Raw genomic sequence first — 15,046 nt, 5'->3', positions numbered from 1 at the left:
CCTTTGGCGCTTCGTTCTTTGTCTGTTCAGTTCAGTCAGACGAGCGGCAGGTTGCCGGCCCCGTTGGGGGTAGGCATGAAAAGGGAACCGGGTGCAACTCCCGGACAGACGCGCTACTGTAAGTACCCGCCAGCACCCCGCGTGCCGGCATCTGCTTCCCCATGACGCCCATTGCCCTACCGGGTGAGAAGGGTGGGAAGCAGGGTGTAAGTCAGGAGACCTGCCCGCCGCTCTTGTTGATAAGGCTCCTTCGCGACTTGAGGGCCTTGTCGGGTTCTGCGGCGTAGGGCCGGTTACGGCGGGTAGGGATGCGTATATCTGTGTCCGTTCCGTGCTAACCGCAGTGCGCCTCAGCCCGATAAAGGCCAAAATACTGGGGAGGAGCCGTGAACTGCGGCCAAAGCGAAAAGACTTTTACTTTTCACTTTTTTGCTACCCATGCTTACCCTCGAAGAGAAAATCAGCCGCGCCGAAACCCGGATTTTCAAAGCCGTATTTCCCAACACCACCAACCATTACGACACCCTGTTTGGGGGTACTACCCTGCACCTCATGGATGAGGTAGCCTTTATTACGGCCACCCGGTTCAGCCGCCTCAAAATGGTGACGGTTTCCTCCGACAAAGTGGATTTCACCCATCCCATTCCGGGCGGTACGCTGGTGGAACTCATTGGCCGAGTAGAGCACGTAGGCAACACCAGCCTGAAGGTGCGCGTCGAGTTATTCGTGGAGCAGATGTACTCCGAGGAGCGCCACCGGGCCGTATCGGGCCTGTTTACGTTTGTGGCTATCGACGAACATAAACGCCCCGTCCGCATCCTGCAGGCCGATACTCTGGCCCGATAATAAGGCGCGGCGGGTATATATAACAAATTAGCTTTATGGCGGTTACCAGAAATGAGTGGACTTTTACCGGAACCGCCTGAACCTTTCCGCCTATGCCTGAGGTTAAACAGGCTACTTCCCTACTGAGTAGCTATGGCAAACGACCAGCACTACACGCCCGAAATGAATGCCCGCCTGGAACAGTCGTTTCGGGAAGCGGACCTCGCCCGCGAAGAACTCACTGACTCTATGGCAAATTCTGTGGCCGCTAACTGCGACCTTCTCCACCACGGCTTGGTAAGCGCCAAAGGCCTGGAAATCACGACGGAAATGTACCGTCACTTACTTGGCCAGCTGCTGCGCCACCCTTCCGGGGAGGTGCGGAGCCAGGTTCTCACGCTGTTTAATGAGTCGATGGAAAAGTTCTGGCCTCGCTTACAGAATAACCCAACCCGCCCCATCGGCGAGTAAGGCCCGCCCTGACTACCACCTAATCTGTCGCGTCTGGCCTCAGGAGTCTTTTATTGGCTTTCTGAGGCCAGACGCTGTTTTTGGCTGCGTATCTTTGCAGTTCCGTAACCTGGTTACCGGTTCAAAGGCTAACTCCCTTTCACCTCTTTTATGTCTTCTCAAAAACAAGAAATTGAGCTACTGCTCCCGCCGGAGGTAGCCTACGATGAACTGGCGCGCTACCGTGCCCTGCTGGATGCCGCCGGCCTCGTGCCCGGCCAGGCCGATTTTGTGCACCTGCGCAAGCGCTCCATTGACGCGCGCGGCCGCCAACCCCTGGTTCGCCTGCGGGCCGATATCTACCAGACGCCCCCACCCACCGACCTGTTCGGCCCCTGGTTTCAGTACCCCGATGTTAGCCGCGCCCGCCGCTCGGTGCTGATTGTAGGCGCGGGTCCGGCCGGTTTGTTTGCGGCCCTGCGCGCTATTGAATTGGGTATTAAGCCCATTGTGGTGGAGCGTGGCAAAGACGTACGCACCCGCCGCCGCGACCTGGCTGCCCTCAACAAAGAGCACCTTGTCAACCCCGATTCCAACTATTGCTTCGGCGAAGGCGGGGCCGGCACCTATTCCGACGGCAAGCTCTACACCCGTTCCAGCAAGCGCGGCGACATTCAGCGCATCCTGCGCATTTTCGTGCAGCACGGCGCTACCCCCGATATTCTGGTGGATGCCCACCCCCACATCGGTACCAATAAGCTGCCTTACGTGGTGGCGGCCTTGCGCGAGAGTGTGCGCCAGGCGGGCGGCGACGTTCTTTTCGATACCCGGGTCGATGACCTCATTCTGGAGAATAACCGCCTGCGCGGGGTAGTAACCGCCACCGGTGAGGCCCTGGAAGCCGACGCCGTTATTCTGGCTACCGGCCACTCTGCCCGCGACATCTATGAGCTGCTGCACCGCCGGGGCGTGCTCATCGAGGCCAAGCCCTTTGCCCTGGGCGTGCGGGTAGAGCATCCGCAGGCCCTCATCGACCAGGCCCAGTATCGCCGCCCAGACCGGGGCGTGCTGCCGGCGGCCTCATACTCGCTGGTGCACCAGACGCAGTGGAAAAACCAGCAGCGCGGCGTTTTCTCGTTCTGCATGTGCCCGGGGGGCTTTATCGTGCCGGCCGCTACCTCGCCCGGCGAGGTGGTGGTAAACGGCATGAGCCCCAGCCGTCGCGACTCGCGCTTTGCCAACTCGGGCATTGTGGCCGCCGTGGAGCTGGAAGACATGGACGTGCGCCAATACGGGCCACTGGCGGGCCTGAAGTTTCAGCAGGAAATTGAGCAGCGCGCTTGCCGCCTAGCCGGCAACACCCAGCTGGCCCCCGCCCAGCGCCTCGGCGACTTCCTGAAAAGCAAGGTGTCGCCGGAGCTGCTGGAAACCAGCTACCAACCAGGCCTCGTGTCGGTGCCCATGGACCAGGTGCTGGGGCCGGCGCTGGCAGAACGGTTGCGCCAGGGCTTCCAGAACTTCGGCCGCAAGATTCCGGGCTACGCTACCAACCTGGCCCAGATTGTGGGGGTAGAAAGCCGCACCTCCTCCCCCGTCCGCATCCCCCGCGACCGGGACACCCTGCAGCACCCCGAGGTACAAGGCTTGTTCCCGTGCGGAGAAGGCGCGGGTTACGCGGGCGGCATTGTGTCGGCCGCCATGGATGGCGAGCGGTGCGCGGAAGCGGCTTTTGCAGCCATCGGCGCGAAATAATCGTTATAAGGAGAAATCATTCTTCTGTTCTTCTTCGCTCCGCTACAGGAGCAGCAGGGCAAACTTCCTTCCTATGAAAAAGACCCTTGTGTTGGGGGCTACTGATAACCCCTCCCGCTACGCCTACCGCGCCGTTCATCAGCTCAAGAGCCATGGCCACGAGGTAGTGCCCGTGGGCATCCGCAAAGGCCAGGTAGCCGGCCTCGATATTCGCACGGACCGCCCTACGGCCGAAGGCATTGACACCGTAACCCTCTACGTAGGCCCGCAAAACCAGCCCGGCTGGTACGACTATATTCTGGACCTGAACCCCAAGCGCATCATTTTCAACCCCGGCACCGAAAACCCGGAATTGGAGGAGTTGGCCCAGCAGCGCGGTATCCGCACTGAGGAAGCCTGCACGCTGGTAATGCTCTCAGTTGGTAACTACTAAGTTTCCTACCCCTCAGTTTTCAGTAAAGCCCCGATACATTAGGTATCGGGGCTTTTTTGTGAGGTCATTTTTCTGTCTTATCTCTCCTGGCTGGCTTTATATCTAGGCTGGATTATAAATTTTTCCCATTGGTTATCAGCATTATTACAACCTTATTGGACTAACCAGGATATTTTTTCACTTCCCAGGCAACCCCTACCCCTCCCTTTACATCTAGCCCCTCAAACGCCCTGATTTGATCTGAACCTTACGCTTCCTTCCGTGACTGATGCTGACCTCATAGCCGCCTGCCGCCAAGGGAGCAGTCGGGCCCAGAAGCTGCTCTACGAGCGGTTTGCCGGGCTGATGCTATCCGTGTGCATGCGCTATCTGCGGCGGCGCGAAGACGCGGAAGAGGCCCTGATTGTGGGGTTCACGAAAGTATTCCGGGCGCTGGACCAGTACCGGCACGAGGGCTCCTTTGAGGGCTGGATCCGGCGGATTGTAGTGAACGAAGCCCTGGGCATGCTGCGGCGCAAAGAGCCCCTGCACCTGGCCATCGAGGACCTGACCTACGAAACGCCTGCTACCCCCGCCGAAGCCGAAAGCCGCCTGAACGCCGACGACATGCTGGCCCTGCTGGCTGAGTTGCCAGCTGGCTACCGGACCGTTTTTAACCTGTACGCCCTGGAGGGCTACACCCACCCCGAAATCGGCGAGCTGCTCGGTATTTCGGAGGGCACCAGCAAGTCGCAGCTCAGTAAGGCCCGGGCCATGCTCCAGCGCCGCCTCGCGGTAGCCAACGCCCAAGCCCAGCCGGCCTCCTCCACCCACACCCCGAAAGAACTGTATGCAACCGGAAGATATTGATAAGCTGTTCCGCGAGCGGCTGCAGGGCCACGCGCCTACCCCGCCCGCCTTCCTCTGGGCCGAAATTGAAGCCGAGATTCAGCCCCGCCGCAAACGCCCCGTGCTGTGGCTGGCCGCGGCGGCCGTGGCCCTGCTCACGCTGCTGGGCGGCGCGTGGTGGGTGCTGACGGGTAGCAACCCCAGCCGCCCTGGCACCACCGAAATAGCGGCCAACACGGCCCGCTTCACGCCTAAGGGTTCAACAAAAAATATTTCTAATCCTCAGGCAACTCCTACCCCCGCTTCCTCATCTAGCCTCCCAGAAGCCCAGGCCAATAAGCCAGCCGCCGTAGTGGCCACTACGGCACCTTCTCCTGAAACCCGGTCTGCGGGTGTACAACCAGACCCCGCTTCGGAGAGCCGCCGGCCCGCCCGGCCCCAGGCTTCCACAGCGCCGGCGCCCCGCCAGCTAGCCCTGGCCAGCGCCCCCGCCGCTACCCAGCCTGCCCCTACCGCTACTCCCCCCGCCCGCGCTACGCTTCCGGAGCGTACGCCCGACCCGGAGCTGGCCCGCCCAACGGAGCTGCCTACTGCCACGGTGGCCCTTACAGGTCCCATTGAGGTGGAAGTGCGGCCTGGTACGGAGGCTACGGCACTAGCCGCTGAGCCGGCTCGTCGGCCCCGCCTGACCTCCCTGCTCCGGCAGGCCCGCAATGCTGTGAAAGGCGAGCGGGTCAGCCTCACGGAGGCTGGCTTGCCCGAGTCGGTGACGGTGCAGGCCCACGTAGCGGGCCGCACGCTCACCAAAACCATCCAACTCTAACTCTCCCGCTTTACGCGCCTTTTATCATGAAACGCTTTTTCGCTCTCCTCGCCTTTCTGCTGCTGGGTTTCGCCTCGCAGGCTGCCACGCGCCCCGGCAACGATGACACCATTCTGGTGAAGCTGCCCAACCAGGCTACCATGACCCTTTACGTGAAGGACAAAGCCCAGCTCCGGCAAATGCGCCAGTACAAGCTTGATTCCCTCCTGGTACTGCTCGATGCCTACATCACTCAGGCCGAGGCAGCTGGCAAAAACTCCAAATCGGAGCAGATAACCATGGAATTCTACCCCGCCAAGGAGCAGCCGGGCAAAAAAGTACCCGAGCAGATTCGGATTACGGTGCGCAACCAGGGCCCCGGCAGCCAGAATAAATCGGCGGATCATGTGGATGTGACCCTGGGCCGTGTGTTTGGGGTGACGGTGGACGAAAGTTCCAACGGCGACAACGACCGGGTTTCCGTGCGGGTTGGCGCCCTGTCTGACTCGGCTCGACAGGCTCAGCGCAAGGCCCGCGACGAACAACGCGCCAACCGGGCCGTGCGCAGCAACTTCAACATCGACCTGGGCCTGAACACGCTGGTGAACCGCGAAACGCCCGCCGGCGGCGAGGATTTCGACCTGCGTCCCATCGGCTCGCGCTACCTCAGCCTGAACTGGCACTACGATATCCGGGTCGGCAAAAAGGGCTCACCTTTCCACCTGATTACGGGCCCTGAGCTGGCTTTCAACAACTACATGCTGGACAAAAACAATCAGTTCTTTGATGTGGATGGCCGCACCATCATCAGCCAGAACCTGGAAACCCCCAACCGGGAGCTGCAAAAAAGCAAGCTGGCCGTTTCCAGCATCAACCTGCCCCTGATGCCCGTGCTGGACTTCAAGAACAAGAAAGGCCGCGACGCCTTCCGCATTGGGGCCGGCGGGTTCGTGGGCTACCGCCTGGGTTCGCACACCAAAATCAAGTACGAAGACGGCGGCAACACCAAGAAAGACAAGGACCGCGGCTCTTACAACCTGGCCGATTTCCAATACGGTCTGCAGGGGACCATCGGTATCCGCAGCATCGACCTCTTCGCCAAGTACAACCTCAACGACACGTTCAAAAATAACCGCGGCCCCCAGGCCCAAACCCTGAGCTTCGGCATCTCCCTGCTGCAGTAGTGGTGAGCTAGTGAAATGGTAAGTGGTCATGACGAGGGTGCCGAAGCCATCCTTCCCGACCAACCTGCTACCCCCTTGAAACGTGATAAGCCCTTACCTCCGAGCTGGAAGTAAGGGCTTGTCTGTTTATCTGGCTTGTCACAGAGGAGAGGACGGATGGCTTCGGCGCCCTCGCCATAACCATTTACCATCGCACTAGCTCACTAGCTCACCGCTAGGCCGTATGCCGGTAGAAGTTATCCAGCAGGATAGCCGCTGAAACCGCGACGTTCAGGCTTTCTGCCTGGCCGCGGCCGGGGATGTGCAGGCGCTGGGTCAGGCAGGCTTCGACGGGAGGCGTGAGGCCGTGACTTTCGCTGCCCATCACCAGCACGCCGGTGGGCTGCAGGGTAAGGCGGTGCACGTTGTCGCCGTGCAGGTCGGCACCGTACACGGGCAGTTCAGGGGGGAGGGCGCTCAGCCAGGCGGGCAGCTCGCGCTGCCACACGGGCACGCGGGTAAAGGAGCCCATGGTGGCCGACACGGTTTTGGGTGCCCAGGGGTTGGCGCAGGTTTCGGAGCAGACCACGCCGGCCAACCCGTACCAGTCGGCCAGGCGGATGAGGGTGCCCACGTTGCCCGGGTCCCGAACTTCATCCAGGGCCAGAAAAAGCTGTCCGGCGGTGGGGTTCAGGGGTTTCTCGGGGGGTAGGCGGGCCACGGCCAGAGCCGTGTTGTTGGTGCTGAGCGTGCCCAGGCGGGTCAGCTCGTCCTCCGATACAACATCAACGGGCAGGCCCGCCGGAATTTCCGACCGGATTTTCTCACCGAATTCAGACGTAACGATGAGGCGTTCCGTTAGAATCCCGGAACTTAGCAGCTCCCGCACGCTTTTGCCGCCTTCCACCAGGAAGGCTTCGTGCCGGGTTCGGTACTTCTTCAGGTGCAGCGCGTGCACGTATTTCGCTACTGCTTTTGAAACCATATTCGTCAATTAACGGTCAGAGGCCCGCTCAGGGTCTTTTTTCAGGTAAAAACGTGGCACGCGTGGCGCTGGGCGGTCTGCTGGTAGCAGGCGGGCTCAGCGGCTGCTCACCCCTGCGCCTGCTGCAGCCGGGTCAGCGCCTGCTTAGCCGCGTGAAGATAGAAGGCACGGAAAAGGCCGACGCTGAGCGCCTGCAGGCCCTGGTGCAGCAGAAGCCCAACAGTACCTTTCCGCTGCCAAAGGTAGCCATCTACCAGCTAGGCCGCTCGTTTTATGACCCCGAGCGCCTGCAGCGCAAGCTAGAGGCGGACCGCGCCCACTACGACCAGCTGATTAAAGCCGCCGGTACCGACTCGGCGGAGGTAGGCAAGCTGCTCACCAAGCGCGAGCGGCACGTACAGCGCCACCAGCTGGCCCTCGACAAAGGCAACGCCATTATGCGCCTGGGCGAGCCCCCGGTTATCTACGATTCGTCCCTGACGGCTACCTCCGTGGAGCAGCTGGGCACGTTCCTGCGGTCAAAGGGTTTTTTCCGCAGCTCGGTTTCCGTGACGGATACTGTGCCGACCCGGCAGTTTGCGCCCTTCCGCATCTTCACGCTACGCTCCCCGTTCCATGCCGATTCGCAGCGCGTGACGGTGGTGTACCACATTCACGAGGGGCCGGCGTTCCACTACTCCCAGCTCGACTACGACATTGCCGACACCGCTATTTCGCGGCGGGTGCTGGCCTCGCAGCCCCAGAGCCTGCTGCGGGTGGGCAACCAGTATGACGAGGAACAGATCGGGGCCGAGCGCAGCCGCATCGAGAACCTGCTGAAAAACCAGGGCTACTTTGATTTCCGCCAGCAGTACGTTACGCTGGAGGCCGATACCAGCTTTGCGCCGACCACCGTGCGGCTGCGTACGCTCATCAGCAAGCCAACCCGCGGGGAGCAGCACCGCCTTTACACCGTGCGGCGGGTAAACTTCATTACCGATGCGGGCCTGGTACGCTTCGGGCGGCAGCGCGACACCATTATCCGCGACTCGGTGTACTACCTGGCTTACCAGCATAAGTTCAGCACCCGGGCCCTGGACCGCAAGCTGGCCGTGCGCCCCGGCGCCGCCTACAGCCTTAGCAACACCCAGCTCACCCAGCGCCAGCTTTCCGACCTGGATATGTTCCGGTTCAGCACCGTTACTTACCGGCGTGTGCGCGGCGCCGAGGCGCCTGCCGACTCGGCCCGGGGGCTGCTGGATGCCACCGTAAATGCCTCTCCGGCTAAGAAATTTCAGGAAACCTCGGAGTTTGGGGGCACCTACGTGGCGGAGCGGGCCGGCCCCTTCGGCAACGTGCGCCTGAAAATCCGGAACGTGTTTGGCGGGGCCGAGCTGCTGGAGTTTGGCCTGCGGGCGGGCTTCGAAGGCCAATACAGCGTGGTAGGCAATGTGGGAGACGTGACTACCGGCCGCAGTGTGCTCACCACCCAGCTGGGGGCCAACGTGAACCTCATCCTGCCTCAGTTTCTGCTGCCCTGGCGCTCAGGCCGCTTTCTGAGCCGATATAACCCGCGCACGCGCTTCAACGCTACCTACACCTACGTGCAGCGCCCGGACTACACCCGCACGAACGTGGAGGGCACGCTGGACTATATCTGGCAGCGCTCGGCCTATCATCAGTACGTGCTCACGCCGTTCGACGTGAGCGTAATTCGTACCGCTAAAATCGACCCGGAGTTTGCGGCCTACCTGCAAACCCTGCTCATCCGCCAGGGCTCCCCTCTTTACCGCAGCTTCGATAACCTGTTTGTTCCCAGCTTCAACGCTACCTCCCTCTATAACTCCAACGACTTCAACGAAACCCGCGATGCGCGCTACCTTCGTCTGTTTGCGGAGGTAGGTGGCCTGACGCGGAAACTGTACCAGGACCAACCCCTGGAAAACGACCCTCAGGACCTGAGAAATAATAAGCTGAAAATCTACGATTTCGCCAAGCTCACGGCCGATTACCGGCGCTACTACAAGCTAGGCCCCGAAACGTACTTCGTGTACCGGCTGGCCGGGGGCGTGGCGGCAGCCCTGACGGCCACGCGCATTCAGAACTCTGTGACCAAACAGGTAGATAAAGGCTACCTGATTCCGTACGATAAGTACCTGTTTGCGGGCGGCAGCTCCAGCGTACGGGCCTGGAAGCCCCGCCGTCTGGGAGTGGGCTCGGCCACACAGTACAAGCTGAACCCGGCCAATCCGTCGGAGGAGCTGCGGGACAAAAATGGCAACCTAATCCGCGACTACGACCTGGAGCAACCCGGCGAGCTGCTGCTGGAGGGCAACGTGGAGTTTCGGTTTCCGCTGTACAGCTTCATTAAAGGCGCGGTGTTTACTGACTTTGGCAACGTCTGGACCCTGCGCAACCAGCCCATCAACCCCAATCAGACCCCAACCCAACAGGCGGAGCAGCGGCAGCGGCAGCAGGATGCTACTTTCCGTCCCAACGCCTTCTACCGGCAGTTCGCGGTGGGCTCGGGCATTGGCTTCCGCTTTGATTTTACCTTCCTGATTCTGCGCCTCGACGTGGCAACGAAGGTGTATGACCCCACTGCGCCGGATAGCAAGTGGGCTATCCGCAAGTTCAGCCTGGCCGAGGATCAGACGGCGTTCAACCTGGGCATCGGCTACCCCTTCTAACGATACAAAGGTCGGCTCCTAACGAAAGGCGCCCCACGACTGCAGTCGTGGGGCGCCTTTCGTTAGGAGCCGACCTTTGCACGGTTAGTAAGCCAGCAGCTCCTGCAGGGCGGCGCTTACCTTTTCGGGGTTGGGCAGCATCTGCTTTTCCAGCTCCACATTGAGGGCAATGGCGGGCAGGTTGGCAGCGCCCAGGGTGAACACCGGGGCGTCGAGCTGGCGGAAGCAGTGGCGCTGAATGCGGCCGGCCAGGCTTTCGGCGAAGGAGTTGAGCAGAGGCTCTTCGGTGAGCACCAGGGCCTTGCCGTGGCGGCGCACGGCGGCCTGCACCGCATCCCAGTCGAGAGGATTGAGGGTACGCAGGTCCAGGACTTCCACCTGGCCGGGGAACTGCTTGCTGGCGGTTTTGGCCCAGTGCACGCCCATGCCGTAGGTAATTACCACGCAGGTTTCGCCGTTGCGGAGCTTGGTAGCGTCGGCTTCCTGCGCCACAGCAGCTTTGCCCAGCGGAATAGCGTAGCCCGCCGCCGGCTCAATGGTTTTGGCGTCTTCGGTACCAGGCACTTTGCTCCAGTACAAGCCTTTGTGCTCCAGCAGCACTACGGGGTTGGGGTCGAGGAAGGCCGAGCGCAGCAGGCCCTTCATATCGGCGGCGTTGCTGGGGTACACCACCTTAATACCCCGAATGGTGAGCAAAGTGCTTTCCACCGAACCCGAGTGGTAGGGCCCGCCACCACCATAAGCTCCCACCGGCACCCGAATCAGGCTTTGCACCGGAAACTTGCCGTTGGAGAGGTAGCACGATTTGCTCAATTCCTCTACCAGCTGGTTGAGGCCAGGCCATATGTAGTCGGCAAACTGAATTTCAACAATGGCCTTGGCCCCCACGGCGCTCATCCCGGCTGTGCTGCCCACAATGTAAGCCTCCTGAATGGGCGTATTGAACACGCGGGCATCGCCATACTTTTTGGCCAGCAGGGCAGCCTCGCGGAACACGCCGCCCAGCTCACCGCCTACGTCCTGCCCGTAGAACAAGGCCTCCGGAAACTCGCGCAGGATGTCGTCCACGGCGTGCAGGGCGGCATCCACCATCAGGGCTTTATCGGCCCCGGCGGGGCTCCGCTCACCGGTTTCTTCGGTTACGGCCGGCGGGGCAAACTCGTGGTCGGCGAAGGTGGCCGGGTCGGGGTTCGGAGCAGCCAGGGCGCGCTCGTAGTCGGCGAGCACGGTGGCGCGGGCCTGGGCGCCCAGCTCCTCCAGGTCGGCTTCCTCGAAGCCTAACTCTAGGAGCTGCTGATGAAAGCGCGGGAGCGGGTCCTGGAGGGTGTGCTGAGCCAGGTTGTCGCCGCGGTACCACTCGCGGCGCACGCCGCTGGTGTGGTGGCCCAGCAAAGGGCATTTGGCGTGCACCAGCACGGGGCCGCGCCGCTCACGCACGTACTCGGTGGCTTGCTGCATACCGGCGTAGCTGGCCAGGAAATCGGCCCCATCGAACTGCAGACGGTACAGGCCTTTGAAGCCGGCCGCAAATTCGTAGGCGTCCATGGCGCGCATCTCCTGGCTGGTCGCGGAAATGCCCCAGTCGTTGTCCTGCACCAGGTAAATAATGGGCAGCTGGTGCAGCACGGCCATTTGCAGGGCCTCCGCTACCTCGCCCTCGGTCATAGCCCCGTCGCCGATGGAGCAGAGCACTACGGGCGGCACCGGGGGGGTAGCAGCTGGCTCACCCGAGCCTTTGGGCGTGAGCCCCTGCCCTTCCAGGTATTTGATGCCGTGGGCAACACCGGTAGCCGGAATGGCTTGCATGCCCGTGGCTGAGCTTTGGTGCGGAATAGTAGGCTGCCCCGGCCGCCGCAGCGAGGGGTGACTATAGTACGTACGGCCACCCGAGAAAGGGTCGTCGCGCTTGGCCATGAGCTGCAGCATCAGCTCGTAGGGGGCTACCCCCATACCCAGCAGCAAGGCATCGTCGCGGTAGTAGGGTGCGGCGTAGTCGTGGGGCGTGAGGTGGAAGGCGGCGGCCAGTTGAATGGCCTCATGGCCACGGGCCGTGGCGTGCACGTAGCGAGCCGTAACGGCCTTGTTTTCTTCGTAGAGACGCGCCAGCTCGTCGGCGGTGCGCATCAGCAGGTAGGCCCGGCGCAGGGTTTCGCGGTTGGGGCGGGTGGTAGCAAAGTCGGGTTCCAGGGTCGGGGCGGGTTGCGTGAACATGGATGGAGGGTGGGTTGGTCCGGCGAAATTACGGGTTCGGCGGTAAGGAAGGAGTAGGAGCTTACCAAGCCGGAAGCTTTCTGTGAGCACAACCCTCAAAACTCAGTTTCTGCTTCCCTATGGCCCGCTTTTTCCTGTTTTATTTTGCCGGCTTTACCTTCGCCTCATGCTCACTGCTCCCTTGCTCTCCGCCGCTACTGATGCCGACCTGCCCGACCTGCTCCTGCTGGTAAACCGCGCCTACCGCGGCGATGCTTCCCGCCAGGGCTGGACCACCGAAGCCCACCTGCTGGACGGGCAGCGCACCGACCCCGACGACTTGCGGGAGCTGCTCCACGCGCCGGGCGCTACCTTCCTGCTGGCCCGCAACCCGGCCGGCGACCTGCTGGGCAGCGTCTATTTGAAGAACCAACGCCCTGACCTGTATTTAGGCATGCTCTCTGTGGAACCTGCTCAGCAGGGCCAGGGCCTGGGCAAGCATCTGCTGGCCGCGGCCGAAACCCACGCCCGGCAGCTGGGCTGCACCAGCATCCTGATTTCGGTTATTTCGGTGCGGGCAGAGCTGCTGGCCTGGTACGAGCGCCACGGCTTCCGGCGTACCGGCGAAACGATGGCTTTCCCGACGGATACCCGCTTTGGGGTTACGCGCCAGAAGCTGGAGCTGCTGTTGCTACGGAAGGAGTTGTAACACTCAGCCCATGTTTGATTACATATACTGATGTCTTGCTGAAGCAATGGTCATTTCCTTGAAAGCTTGGATCAACGTAAGTATCGCATTAGCTAGCCTGATAGCATGCTTTGGCATAGCAACTTATAAGCGGGCAGCACTCCCGGGGATAAGGCATGACATCCACGAGAAGAGGAATATAGAGTATGAGAGTACCTATATTAATGCAGTAACCTTTCGGAATGAATTGAGGAAAGAGCCTAATTTGGATTCTCTTTTTAGCCGGACACCTTTCTTTAGCCGAGCCATCCGCATCTTAAGACAGGATTCTTTGGGCGTTGAAGCCCTAGCCATACCGCGCCGGGGAGCAGATGGAAACTACTATCTCACCCGTGGAGATTCTATCACGCAGCTAGAAGTGCGCCCACAAAGAGCCCGTCAGATTTTGGCGCTACTTATCAAATGAACGGCGGCAAAGCCAGTTGGTTGGAATAGTCTGAAGAACAGGCTCCGTTAACTCGGCAAGCGCCACTAACACCGCCCGCTTTCCAAACGCGGCGTAACCCTTACCTTTGCGGCCTGAAAATTGCCGCCGGGCTACCCCTCTTTAGGCGGACAACCTGCCCCGCCCTGCCTGCCACCTGAACTTTCCAGTATGCCCACTTCCCCTTCTGATTTTCCCGTTGCGGCCACCCAGCCCCGCCACCGCGACACGGTGGAGCACTGGATGCGCCAGTTTCAGGACTGGCTGTGCCGGCAGCTCGAAGCCGCCGATGGGCTGGGCCGCTTTCAGGAAGATGCCTGGCAGCACCACAGCGGCGGCGGCGGCCGCTCCCGCGTCCTGACTGGGGGCCACATTATCGAGAAGGGCGGCGTCAACTTCTCGGCCGTGGAAGGCACCATGAGCGAGCAGGCGGCCCGCGTGCTGCTCATGCCTGACCCTGGCTACTTCGCTACCGGTGTATCAGTAGTGCAACATCCGCGCAGCCCCTTAGTGCCGATTTCGCACATGAACGTGCGCTACTTTGAGGCTGCTAACGGTGAGGCTTGGTTTGGGGGAGGCCTGGACCTAACGCCTATCTATGTGGATGTAGCTCAGGCCCGCTGGTTTCACGAGCAGATTGCTGAAGCCTGTGCCCAGCATGACGCCACGTACTACCCCCGCTTCAAGCAGTGGGCCGATGAGTACTTTTTCCTGCCCCACCGCCAGGAAACCCGCGGTATTGGCGGGCTGTTCTTCGACCGCCTCGCCGTGGGCAAGGACGGTTCCTTCGATGAGCTGTTTGCTTTTGTGCGGGCCGTGGGCGAAATCTATGGCCGTACCTACGTGACGCTGATGCGCCAGAACGCGGCCCTCCCCTACACCGAGCAGCAAAAGCAGTGGCAGCTGGTGCGCCGCGGCCGCTACGCCGAGTTCAACCTGGCCTTTGACCGGGGCACGCGCTTTGGGCTGGAAACCGGGGGCCGCACCGAAAGCATTCTGATGAGCTTGCCCCCGCAGTGCGAGTGGCACTATAACCTACAACCCCAGCCCGGCTCCCCCGAAGCCGCTACCCAGCAGTGGCTCCAAAAGGGCATCGACTGGCTCACCGACCCACCCGTTACCGCTTGATCGAGCACCTTCAATCCCTGGACCGTTGGCTGCTGCTGGCTGCCAACTCGCACCACTCGCGCAAGCTAGATGCGTGGATGGTTTTTTTCTCGGAGCGGTTTGTGTGGTTTCCGGCCTACTTCGTGCTGGTGGTGGTGCTGGTGTACCTTTACCAGCGGCGGGCCCTGCTCATTCTGCCCCTACTGGGCCTGAGCGTGGCCCTGGCCGACGGCATTTCCAGCCGCCTGTTCAAGCCCTACTTCGCCCGGCTGCGCCCCTGCCACGACGCTACTCTCTCTACCACGCTCAACCTGGTAAATGGCTGCGGGGGGCAGTTCGGGTTTCTGTCATCGCACGCGGCCAACTCCTTTGCGCTGGCTGTATTTATGGGCTTGCTGCTGCCGGCCCGCTACCGGGTAGCCAAGGTGATGCTGTTCATCTGGGCCGCTATCGTGAGCTACAGCCGCATGTACCTGGGCGCCCACTACCCCTCCGATGTGCTGGCGGGCGCTTTGCTCGGTTCCGGTACGGCCTGGGCGTGCGTAGCGGCCTACCGGCACCTGGCCCCGCGCTGGTGGCCGGCGAATGAGCCTATAATGGCAGCGTAACAGGCCATTTTTAACTCATTCCAAGTCCTACTACCCCTAATCACACGCAAAAGCCCCCGCAG

The 15,046-nt window shown here is 61.5% G+C and carries 13 protein-coding genes and 1 riboswitch; of the genes, 11 read left to right on the top strand and 2 right to left on the bottom strand.

Annotated features, from left to right (window positions below):
- Positions 1-31: 31 nt before the first annotated feature.
- A riboswitch (cobalamin riboswitch) is annotated at positions 32-243 on the top strand.
- Between the two features lie 195 nt (positions 244-438).
- From FGZ14_RS05065 to FGZ14_RS05035, 7 genes are all read left to right on the top strand, one after another.
- Positions 439-846, top strand: a complete 408-nt coding sequence (locus FGZ14_RS05065) for an acyl-CoA thioesterase (RefSeq protein WP_139921857.1) — start codon at positions 439-441, stop codon at positions 844-846.
- 132 nt (positions 847-978) lie between these two features.
- Positions 979-1,296 (top strand): hypothetical protein, encoded by a 318-nt coding sequence (locus FGZ14_RS05060; protein WP_139921854.1) that lies wholly within the window; start codon positions 979-981, stop codon positions 1,294-1,296.
- 150 nt (positions 1,297-1,446) lie between these two features.
- Entirely contained in the window at positions 1,447-3,027 is a 1,581-nt protein-coding gene (locus FGZ14_RS05055) for an NAD(P)/FAD-dependent oxidoreductase (RefSeq protein WP_139921852.1), read from the top strand.
- Positions 3,028-3,100: 73 nt separating this feature from the next.
- Complete coding sequence (locus FGZ14_RS05050) at positions 3,101-3,460, top strand: CoA-binding protein (RefSeq protein ID WP_139921850.1); 360 nt, start codon at positions 3,101-3,103, stop codon at positions 3,458-3,460.
- Positions 3,461-3,721: 261 nt separating this feature from the next.
- Complete coding sequence (locus FGZ14_RS05045) at positions 3,722-4,309, top strand: RNA polymerase sigma factor (protein ID WP_110979353.1); 588 nt, start codon at positions 3,722-3,724, stop codon at positions 4,307-4,309.
- Positions 4,290-5,111: a hypothetical protein gene (locus FGZ14_RS05040; protein WP_139921848.1), complete on the top strand. Its 822-nt coding sequence runs from the start codon at positions 4,290-4,292 to the stop codon at positions 5,109-5,111. Before FGZ14_RS05045 ends, FGZ14_RS05040 begins: the two co-directional genes overlap by 20 nt.
- Positions 5,112-5,137: 26 nt before the next feature.
- Positions 5,138-6,274: a porin family protein gene (locus tag FGZ14_RS05035; RefSeq protein WP_139921847.1), complete on the top strand. Its 1,137-nt coding sequence runs from the start codon at positions 5,138-5,140 to the stop codon at positions 6,272-6,274.
- A gap of 214 nt (positions 6,275-6,488) precedes the next feature.
- On the opposite strand, the gene FGZ14_RS05030 is transcribed toward FGZ14_RS05035, so the two are convergent.
- A complete protein-coding gene (locus FGZ14_RS05030; protein WP_139921845.1) occupies positions 6,489-7,238 on the bottom strand; it encodes an RNA methyltransferase in 750 nt (249 codons plus the stop codon).
- A gap of 53 nt (positions 7,239-7,291) precedes the next feature.
- Here FGZ14_RS05030 and FGZ14_RS05025 point away from each other — a divergent pair, with 53 nt between their 5' ends.
- The gene (locus tag FGZ14_RS05025; RefSeq protein ID WP_139921842.1) at positions 7,292-9,907 is read left to right on the top strand and encodes a BamA/TamA family outer membrane protein; all 2,616 of its coding nucleotides are present in this window, start codon (positions 7,292-7,294) and stop codon (positions 9,905-9,907) included.
- Positions 9,908-9,991: 84 nt separating this feature from the next.
- On the opposite strand, the gene FGZ14_RS05020 is transcribed toward FGZ14_RS05025, so the two are convergent.
- Positions 9,992-12,118, bottom strand: coding sequence for a thiamine pyrophosphate-dependent enzyme (locus FGZ14_RS05020; protein WP_139921840.1), 2,127 nt, complete (start codon positions 12,116-12,118; stop codon positions 9,992-9,994).
- Positions 12,119-12,284: 166 nt separating this feature from the next.
- Here FGZ14_RS05020 and FGZ14_RS05015 point away from each other — a divergent pair, with 166 nt between their 5' ends.
- From FGZ14_RS05015 to FGZ14_RS05005, 3 genes are all read left to right on the top strand, one after another.
- Positions 12,285-12,806: an N-acetyltransferase gene (locus FGZ14_RS05015; protein WP_139921838.1), complete on the top strand. Its 522-nt coding sequence runs from the start codon at positions 12,285-12,287 to the stop codon at positions 12,804-12,806.
- Between the two features lie 634 nt (positions 12,807-13,440).
- Positions 13,441-14,397 (top strand): oxygen-dependent coproporphyrinogen oxidase, encoded by a 957-nt coding sequence (gene hemF, locus FGZ14_RS05010; RefSeq protein WP_139921836.1) that lies wholly within the window; start codon positions 13,441-13,443, stop codon positions 14,395-14,397.
- Entirely contained in the window at positions 14,394-14,984 is a 591-nt protein-coding gene (locus FGZ14_RS05005; protein ID WP_139921834.1) for a phosphatase PAP2 family protein, read from the top strand. Before hemF ends, FGZ14_RS05005 begins: the two co-directional genes overlap by 4 nt.
- The last annotated feature ends 62 nt before the right edge of the window (positions 14,985-15,046 follow it).

Source organism: Hymenobacter sp. DG01, from assembly GCF_006352025.1.
GTDB lineage: Bacteria > Bacteroidota > Bacteroidia > Cytophagales > Hymenobacteraceae > Hymenobacter.
This window is presented reverse-complemented; position numbering and strand designations above follow the sequence as displayed.